This is a genomic window from Stenotrophomonas sp. YIM B13575 (genome assembly GCF_042787595.1).
GTDB classification, from domain to species: Bacteria; Pseudomonadota; Gammaproteobacteria; order Xanthomonadales; family Xanthomonadaceae; genus Stenotrophomonas; species Stenotrophomonas lactitubi_B.
The window spans coordinates 60,597-68,911 of sequence record NZ_JBHZOP010000064.1 but is presented as its reverse complement, the minus strand read 5'-3'; the positions used below and the strand labels follow the sequence as shown (position 1 = coordinate 68,911).

General features: G+C 63.6%; 8 protein-coding genes. 4 read left to right on the top strand and 4 right to left on the bottom strand.

Features of this window, described 5'->3' with window-relative positions:
* Positions 1 to 9 precede the first annotated feature (9 nt).
* Positions 10 to 573 carry a hypothetical protein gene (locus ACFX4F_RS12265; protein ID WP_380655622.1) on the bottom strand — a complete coding sequence of 188 codons (564 nt, stop codon included), beginning with the start codon at positions 571 to 573 and terminating at the stop codon, positions 10 to 12.
* A gap of 248 nt (positions 574 to 821) precedes the next feature.
* On the opposite strand from ACFX4F_RS12265, the gene ACFX4F_RS12260 reads away from it, so the two are divergent.
* From ACFX4F_RS12260 to ACFX4F_RS12245, 4 genes are read left to right on the top strand one after another with little or no spacing between them, the layout of a single operon-like run.
* Positions 822 to 2,147: a TolC family protein gene (locus ACFX4F_RS12260; protein WP_380655625.1), complete on the top strand. Its 1,326-nt coding sequence runs from the start codon at positions 822 to 824 to the stop codon at positions 2,145 to 2,147.
* Entirely contained in the window at positions 2,144 to 3,283 is a 1,140-nt protein-coding gene (locus ACFX4F_RS12255; protein WP_380655619.1) for an ABC transporter permease, read from the top strand. The genes ACFX4F_RS12260 and ACFX4F_RS12255 overlap by 4 nt, the downstream gene beginning before the upstream one ends.
* Positions 3,284 to 3,293: 10 nt before the next feature.
* Complete coding sequence (locus ACFX4F_RS12250) at positions 3,294 to 4,022, top strand: ABC transporter ATP-binding protein (RefSeq protein WP_380655616.1); 729 nt, start codon at positions 3,294 to 3,296, stop codon at positions 4,020 to 4,022.
* On the top strand, positions 4,019 to 4,930 hold the full coding sequence (locus tag ACFX4F_RS12245) for an HlyD family secretion protein (RefSeq protein ID WP_380655613.1): 912 nt from the start codon (positions 4,019 to 4,021) through the stop codon (positions 4,928 to 4,930). The genes ACFX4F_RS12250 and ACFX4F_RS12245 overlap by 4 nt, the downstream gene beginning before the upstream one ends.
* 10 nt (positions 4,931 to 4,940) lie before the next feature.
* Here ACFX4F_RS12245 and ACFX4F_RS12240 read toward each other — a convergent pair whose 3' ends face one another.
* From ACFX4F_RS12240 to ACFX4F_RS12230, 3 genes are all read right to left on the bottom strand, one after another.
* Positions 4,941 to 5,384 carry a hypothetical protein gene (locus ACFX4F_RS12240; RefSeq protein ID WP_380655610.1) on the bottom strand — a complete coding sequence of 148 codons (444 nt, stop codon included), beginning with the start codon at positions 5,382 to 5,384 and terminating at the stop codon, positions 4,941 to 4,943.
* Entirely contained in the window at positions 5,385 to 7,646 is a 2,262-nt protein-coding gene (locus tag ACFX4F_RS12235; RefSeq protein WP_380655607.1) for a T6SS immunity protein Tdi1 domain-containing protein, read from the bottom strand. It lies immediately after the preceding gene.
* Positions 7,647 to 7,823: 177 nt separating this feature from the next.
* On the bottom strand, positions 7,824 to 8,282 hold the full coding sequence (locus ACFX4F_RS12230) for a hypothetical protein (protein WP_380655604.1): 459 nt from the start codon (positions 8,280 to 8,282) through the stop codon (positions 7,824 to 7,826).
* Between the last annotated feature and the right edge of the window lie 33 nt (positions 8,283 to 8,315).

Here is an 8,315-nt window from a genome sequence, read left to right as displayed (position 1 = left end):
GGGAATAGCTCAGTTGGTAGAGCGCAACCTTGCCAAGGTTGAGGTCGCGAGTTCGAGTCTCGTTTCCCGCTCCAGATTCAAGAAGAACGCTCCCGCAAGGGGGCGTTTTTCGTTTGCGCGCCGCGCTGCGGGTGCAGCCTGCCAGCGCGGAATGCCCCGGTTAGCGCTGCACCAGGTACGCACGTCCGCACGGTCGAAGCCGACGCAGGCGTTCTTGCGCGGGATGTACAGGTAAGGCGCGTCGACCTGGTAGGTGAAGTGGTAGTAGTAGGTCCGGTCCTGGCCATACAGCCAGTAGTTCGACGAGCCGTTGTTGATCACGTAGGGCTCGAAAGAAAAGATCGACGACTGCGCGGGAATGAAGTTGCTGCGGTCCATCAGCAGCATGGCCGCGTTCGATGCCAGCGGCGTGGCCAGGCAGATCGCCATCGCGCCCACGGTAAGCACGGCCATGAAGATGCCGAGCGCGCGGCGGGAGCTGGATTTCAAGCGTATTGCCTGCCGGTGGGAGCGTTCAGGCCAATGTGCCGCAGCGCCCGCGAACAGTCCAGCGTTCAGCTTGGCGGCGCTCATGAAAGGCTGGGGAAAGGCCGAGGGTTCGCAATGCAGGCACCGCATACGCGCTGTAACGCAGCTCCGACTGATTCTCCATGTCCACTCCACAATCGCGGCGTAGCCTCCCCGGCTTCTCTCTCCACGAAGGTGGGCGGGTGGCCAATCGTTTCACTTCCCCTGCAGTGTCCGCTCAAAGGCATGTCGCCGTGCCGCGCATCGTGCTGGGTAGCGGGGTGCTGCTGGCCAGCGTGATGCTGGCAGGCTGTATGTCGGTGCCGGTTCCGGATCTGCCCGATCGCACTCCAACGGTCTGGAATCAACCGGCCCCTGGGCAGGGCGTGGCGGTCGATGCGCGGCAGTGGTGGAAGGTGTTGGCCGATGCGCGCTTGAACGCACTGGTGGAAGAGGCCATCGCCGGCAATCTGGACCTGCAGCAGGCCACCCTGCGGCTGCAGGCGGTACGGCTTGTGTCTGGCACCGCCGATGCGCGCTTCCGTCCGGAGATAACGGCCAGTGCCAAGCAGGTACAGGACGCCGCCGCGGTCGACACCTACTTCCACGCCGGTGTGGAAGCGATCTGGGATCTTGGCCTGTTTGGCGCAGCGGAAAGTGCCCGGCTGAGCGCGCAGGCGGCCAACGGAAATGCTGAAGCACTGCGCGATGCCGCGCAGGTGGCGGTCATCGCTGACGTGGTGCGCAGCTATCTGGATCTTTCCGTCGCGCAGGCGCAGGCGGATCTGTTGCGCAAGCAACAGGCCGTTGACGCACGCGGCGAGCAACTGGGGCTGGTGCGGCAGCGCCTGCATCTGGACGAGCCTGGCGAACTGGATCGCCTGCGTGCGCGGCAGGCGGCCACACGCGCTGCCATTGCACAGGCGGATGAAAATGCAGGCAACGCCGCGCGTGCGCTGGCGCTGCTGTTGGGGCGCGATGGGCCGGATCCGGCCTGGAATGCCTACCGCACGCCGCCGCAGTTGAGCGCCTTCACCCTGCAGCAGGTCCCGGCCGATCTGCTACGCCATCGCCCGCAGATCCTGCTGGCCGAGGCCGATGTACTGCAGGCCACCGCCGAAAAGGGCAGCGCACGCGCGGCGATGTTCCCGAAACTGAGCCTGGGCGGTTCCATCCTGTACGCCTACAACCTCACCCAGAACGCACGCTCCAACTCCGATTCCAGCCCGTCGATCGGTCCCTACATCGACATTCCGCTGTGGGATTGGGGCCAGCGGCGCGCGCGCTACCAGTCCGACGACAAGCAACTGGATTCGGCATTGCTGGGCTATCGCAAGGCCGTGCTGCAAGGCGTGGCTGAAGTGGAAGGCGCATTGGGCAGCCTGGCCCGCCAGGACAGCAGCATCCAGTCGCTGCAGGTGGCCGACGACGCTGCCCGGCAGCAGGTCGCGCGACAGGCCCGGCAGGTGCAGCTTGGCCTCTCCAGTGAGTTCGACGGGCTGGAAAGCCAGCGGGCGGCATTGTCCGTGCAGGCCGATCTGCTCGGTGCGCAGGGTGCGCGCGTGCTCGCCTTCGCGTCGCTGTACCGCGCCGTGGGCGGCGCACCCTTGCCGGTCGAGCCAGAAGGCGACGCGCAATGATCGCGCTTGCCCGAAAAACGCTGGTTTACGAGTGGCGCCGGTTCCTGCCGGTGGTGCTGGCCATGTGTTTCGCCGGTGTCCTGCTGATCGTGCAGGCGGCACTGGTGCTGGGCATCTTCGGCACCGCTGCGATCTACGTGAAGGCATCGACCGCCGATGTCTGGGCTGGCTTTGCCGGCACGCAGAGCGTGAACTACGGCCATGCGATCAGCGCGGATGTCGAGAGCCGGCTGCGCATGGACCCGGATGTCACCCGCGTCGAGCCCTACGAATGGGTCGATGGCGAGTGGCGCTCCAGCGCGCAGGGCACCGGCAACGTGTCGGTGTATCTGTCCGGCATCTCCACGGCGAACGACGCGATGATGTTCTCGCGCATCCTGCCGCCTGAGTTGCGTGCGCAGTTGCGCGAACCCGGTGCGGTGATCGTCGACAGCGCCGACCTGGACACCCTGGGCGTTGATCTGCGCAGCAACCAGGCCTGGATCAACGGCAAGGCCGTGCGTGTGGTCGCCGCACAACCCGGCCTACGTGGTCTTGGCGGCGTCAACGTGCTGGCATCACTGGACACCGCGCGTGCCATCGCCGGAACAGACCCGCATGAGGGCAGTACCTACTTCGTAGCGGGCACGCGATCACCGGAATTGGCAGGTCTCGTGCGCGACCGCCTCAACGATTCAACGGGCCGCACCACGCCTGTCGAATTCTGGACAGCACCGGAGTTCGCCAGCCGCTCGCAGCAGTACTGGCTGTTCGACACCGGTGCCGGTATCGCGGTGCTGTTCATGGCCGTCATCGTTTGCTTCGTCGGCGCGGTGATCACCAACCAGTCGTTCGCGGCGGTGGTGGCCGGTTCGGTACGTGAGTACGCCACGCTCAACGCGCTCGGCGCAGGCCGCTACGCACTGGCCCGGGTGGTGTTCGAACAGGCCGTGCTGATCGGCGGCGTCGGCATGCTGCTGGCCGCCGCCTTCAGCACGGTGGTGCTGCTGGCGGCGCAGGCCCAGCGCGTGCCGGTACAGCTCACGCCGATGGTGGTTCTCGGCTGCGTGGCGCTGGTCGCGGTGATGGCCATGCTGTCGAGCATCATGGCGGTGCGCAGCGTCGTCCGTTCTGATCCATCGTTGCTGTTGCGTTGAAGGGCGACCGATGACGAACACCTCCATCACTCCCCCGACGCTGCGTGCCGACGCACTGGAGAAGGGCTTCGTTTCCGGCGATGTGCACGTTCCCGTGCTGCGTGGCCTGTCGCTGGACATCTATCCCGGCGAACTGACCCTGGTGTCGGGCCCGTCCGGCTGCGGCAAAAGCACGCTGCTGTCGCTGATGTCCGGGCTCTCAACGCCCGACGGCGGCCGCGTGCATGCGCTGGGACAGGACGTCAGCCATATGACCCGCAGTGAGGTGGAGCGCTTCCGCCTGCATCACGTCGGTTTCGTGTTCCAGGGCTTCAACCTGTTTCCCGCGCTCACCGCGTTGGAGCAGGTGCAGCTGCCGTTGGGCTATCGCGGCATGCGCAACCGTGACAGCGAGCCTTTGGCACGGCAGGCGCTGGACGAGGTCGGCCTCTCGCACCGCAGCCACATGCGCCCGGCGCAGTTGTCCGGCGGTGAGAAGCAGCGCGTAGCGGTTGCCCGTGCGTTCGCCAAGTCACCCACGCTGATCTTCGCCGATGAGCCCACCAGCGCATTGGATGCCGAGAACGGCCAGCGCGTGATCGACATCCTGCACCGTTATGCACGCGCACATCAGGCCACTGTGCTGTGCGTAAGCCACGATCCACGCCTGATCCGCCATGCGGATCGGGTGATCGCCATGGAAGACGGCACGGTCCGCGATGACCGCCGCCAGAACGAAACCGTAGAGCCCAGCCGATGACCAGATTGCCGCCGTTGTTTTCCCTCAGCATCTCCTTGGGCGCGGCATTGCTGCTGGGTGCCTGCAGTAAGGATGCACCCGTACCCGCACAGCCGGCCGCATCTACATCCACCAGCGCGGACAAGGTGGCCGTCGCCCGCGGCATCATCGATGTGGAAGGCGGGCTGATCGCACTGGTGCCATCGATGGATGGCTCCGTCAGCACCGCGCCGGTGAAGGAGGGGGCGGTGGTCCACAAGGGCGATGTCCTGCTCACCTTGGACGGCGCACTGCTTGAACAGGAAGTGGGCATGGCCAACGCCGATCTCGCGCTGGCTACCGACCGGCTGAAAGGCACTCAGGCGCAACTGCGCGAGTTGGAGCGCAACGCCACCCGCTTGGCCACTGGCGCCAGCGAGGGCGTGTCTTCCAACCAGCAGGCCGACGCCGCCAGGCAGCAGCTGGCTGGCGTTCGCGCTGATGTCGATGTGGCGGGCGCGCAGGTCGAGATGGCCCAGCACAAACTGGAGCACGCCAGGCTCAAACTGCGGCAGATGTCGCTGACTGCGCCGGATGCCGGCACCGTGATCGGCCAGGTGCCGGGCGTCGGTGCGTTCGTGCAGGCCGGCAAGCCGGCGATGTCATTGCTGCCGGCGCGGCCCCTGCAGGTGCGCGCCGAACTGAGCGCGGCCTATGCCGATGCAGTGCAGGTGGGCATGCGCGCGACGGTGGTGGTCGATAGCGATGGCACCGAGGGCAAGCCTCTGCCGGTGGCACGCGTGGTCCGCATCAGCCCGGTGTTCGCACCGGCGCGGCTGCCGGAGGATGCAGGGCGTGGCGTGGCCAAGGTGGTGGAGTGCGTGCTGGAATTCGAGAGCGCGGCAAAGGCGCGCGTCGGCCAGCACGTGCGGGTGGAGTTCCGGAAGTAGGGCTGCCGGGTCAGCCGCTGAGCCAGCTTCGCAGGCGCGGCCAGACCGAGGCCGGGACAATCACGAGCAGCGCCAGCAGGTGAATGGCGGCAACGGCCAGCAGCCAGTTGAGGTGCACGTCGCGCACGGGGGATTGATGCATGGCGGCCATGCCCCACAGAGCGGTCCATCCCAACCACGGAAAGACGCCGATCAGCATCCGCAGCCACAGGCGGTGGAAGCGCCATGGCTTTGCGATCAGCCCAAACACTGTGATCTCCACAAGGACGATCAGAGCGAACGTGATGACTGACGCTGTGGGGTAGGGCAGAGTGCCGGACTCGATGTGACGCAGCCGCCAGTGGTCTGGCTGGAAACCGGCGTGGATGAGCGCGCAGAAGAGCAGCAGCCACACAAGAAATGCGAGCAGCCAGAAGGTTCGGTACGGGGCGGGCTGGCGGAGAGAGGGCTTCATCTATCTGGTCAGGTAACCCTGTTGCGTCCAATAGTCCATCGCGAAGGCATCTTCATCCGCAAAGCAGGGCGCTTCACCGTCGAGCAGGGTAGCGTTGGTGCGACGCATTTCCCGAGCGCCTAGCTTGAACAGTCGCAAAGCGGCGGCCAAGCCAGGCCCGCCAACAGGATCGATCTGGGCCGGCGCCTCATCCGCGTCCTGGTCGGCCTTGTGGCGGATACGGACGCGTTCCTTGCCGTCCATGCACGTCTCAATGTCGTAGTAATAGCTTTCGATAACGCGGGACCCGTTGGGCTGATGCATTTCCTGGGACAGGCGAAGTATCGGCTCTTCAATGACTGGAGCAGTCTTCTGCTGGCGAAACGCAGCATGACAGCGGCCGACCCAGAACCCGCACCGATCCTCATCGTCGTAGTCATCGTAGGGTTGGCAGATCGCCAACGCGAGTAGATTGCGGATTTCCTCCGGCGAAATGATCTGCGTTGTCCAATGGCGACTGGACGTTCCTTCCTGGAGGAATCGCCAGCCCTCGAGGATCAGCGCAACATGGGGTGGTTGGATTTCATTCGCTTCGACTTGCCTCCATTCCGCCTTGTTCTGACTCGTATCGTTGCAGACGTATTTCCAGAGGCCCCAGGTCTCCCGAGGTTGGCGGCCCATGAGGCGATCAATCACTCCGACGTCGGTCTCAACGCGCTCCATTACGAAGCGGGCGCCAATTCTCTGTGACAGATCCTCCATCTGCACGATGTAGGCAGCAGCTTCCGGATGCCCGGTGTCCGCCTGCACGTAAAGTGAAATGCCGCTGCGAATGAACTGATAGTCACGAGTGTCCATCGGCAGCATGTCTTCGCCACACACTCTCAGGAAGTTCTCTGGGCTGACATTGGCATCACCAAACAAGTTGAGTGTGCACAGCAGGGGATCTGCCACTGACAGGCCCTCCCTCCGGATGACGCCTTTCCCTGATTCCAGCCTTTCGAGTATCGCTTCCGCACTCAGCGACCAACGACTGTCTGGATGAGGGTCCTCTCTGAACAGACAGTCCGCCTCGATGAGCTGCGCCAGTTCATCGCCATCCATGGCTTCGACATCGTCGATCCTGCGCAGGAACTGAATCGGGCCATCAAGCTCCACGGAATAGTCGGTTTGGATGAATAGCGCGGCCTCGGTACTTCCTACAACATGCAGGCGTCCGTGGTTGTAGTCGCCCCAGAACAATTCATGGACACGGAGATTTCTGCCGACTCGGATTTCTTGCCCGCCGACGATGGCATTGGTGGTCGTCAGGTCACCCGAGACAATCAGTCCACATGCGCCGTCGGTCTCCAGGCTATGAACGTGTCGGGCTATCGTCATGTTGCCGCGAACGAAGATGAACCATACATGCTCGCCAATGTTTTCATTCCGCCATGGAGCCAGCGGGTCGTCCAGGTCCAACGTGTCGAGTATCAGGTCGCCATCGGCGAAGAGGACCACTTCATCCTGCTTCTCGGCAGGTTGCCGCCCGCAGCGGTAATTCGAGTCCTCAGGTATTTCATCAGCAATGTCCGCGTAGCGAACAATCTGGAATGGGCATTCCGGAGAAAGCCGCGTGGCGATCTGATGCGGAGTCGGTACCGATGATCGTCGTGTTACCGGGGAGAGTTCCCCATTCGGGTCTTCGCGGACGAGTTGGAAGTCGGCGAGTTGGGCAAGTATTGAAAAATGAACCGGCGCGTTCACCGCCTGCAGAGAGTCAAGGTGCGCAATGCCGCCCAGTCCCAGTGCAGGAAAGAATCCAAAGCACTGCCCGACGCCCAAGGGCCCATGCTTCAGAGTGGCAGCGTCGAACAATGGCTGGCCGTCATGGCTGATGAGGTCCAGCATGTCGTCGGGGAGTCGGAACGGAGAGGTCGCGCCTTGTCCGGTATCGCATGATGAGGATGGCCCCTCAGTCAACTGTTTGCAAAGGATCGTACCGTTCAAGAGGTCGATCTGACCTGCGCCGTGCAGCCCATGGACGAAGTAGATGGTACCGAACGCGGAGTACGCATAGGCATGCGTGTCGGAAGGAGCAAGATCAACGTCATGCGCGAGGATCTGGTCCATCACCATCGCGAGATCCTGGGGATGGCATAGCTGGATTCGTCCATTTCTGAAGATGGATCGCCCACGTCGGATCAGCAAGCTCCGGAGAGTGGTCGGCAGTACCTCATCAAGCGCTTCGATCTCCGCGCAGTTGAGTAAGATCGATGCGACGTGGTTGTTCGACTGCTGCATGGACGGTCCTGGATCGGAAAGAGATCAGGGCGCGGCATGGTCAACAGGAACATGGCCGACGCCAGATGCTCGGGTCGCATACTGTCCGTTATTCATTCGCCATAGGGCCATGCAACTATTCTGAAAAAACTGCCATGACCGGTTCGCCTTCTCGATCGGAGCGTCTCGCTCATCAACTCAGCGCGAACCTCCGTGCTTGCTGGCTGTTGGCCTCCCGTACGCTCGCCACGCACTGACCAGCGACACCACGCACAGCGCCAGCAACAATCCCACGTCCAGAAGCAGCAGCCACAGCAGGTGCATTCCCTGTACCGGTGGCTGGTGCATCATCGATGCCAGCCACGGGAAGGTCCACGCCAGCAGCAACACGCAGGCGATCAACAGTCGCAGCCACAGGCGATCGAACTTCCAGGGGCGCACGATCAGCGCAGCGATCACCAGCTCGACCGTACTCAACAGCGCGAACACTACAACGCTGCTGGTCGGGTAGGGCAGGGTTCCGCCTTCGAAGTGCCGCAACATCCAGTAGTCCGGCGTGAAGCCCGCATTGACCAATGCGGCGATCAGCGCCAGCCAGGTGAGGGCGACAAGGATCCAGAACAGGCGGGCGTAGCGAGGTCTCGTGGCCGGTTTCATCGGGTAGGCGGGCTGTTGACGGCGTGAAGGAAT

Coding starts and splice junctions, on each gene's coding strand:
- ACFX4F_RS12265 (WP_380655622.1), bottom strand. CDS start 573: ATGAGCGCCGCCAAGCTGAACGCTGGACTGTTCGCGGGCGCTGCGGCA.
- ACFX4F_RS12260 (WP_380655625.1), top strand. CDS start 822: ATGTCGGTGCCGGTTCCGGATCTGCCCGATCGCACTCCAACGGTCTGG.
- ACFX4F_RS12255 (WP_380655619.1), top strand. CDS start 2,144: ATGATCGCGCTTGCCCGAAAAACGCTGGTTTACGAGTGGCGCCGGTTC.
- ACFX4F_RS12250 (WP_380655616.1), top strand. CDS start 3,294: ATGACGAACACCTCCATCACTCCCCCGACGCTGCGTGCCGACGCACTG.
- ACFX4F_RS12245 (WP_380655613.1), top strand. CDS start 4,019: ATGACCAGATTGCCGCCGTTGTTTTCCCTCAGCATCTCCTTGGGCGCG.
- ACFX4F_RS12240 (WP_380655610.1), bottom strand. CDS start 5,384: ATGAAGCCCTCTCTCCGCCAGCCCGCCCCGTACCGAACCTTCTGGCTG.
- ACFX4F_RS12235 (WP_380655607.1), bottom strand. CDS start 7,646: ATGCAGCAGTCGAACAACCACGTCGCATCGATCTTACTCAACTGCGCG.
- ACFX4F_RS12230 (WP_380655604.1), bottom strand. CDS start 8,282: ATGAAACCGGCCACGAGACCTCGCTACGCCCGCCTGTTCTGGATCCTT.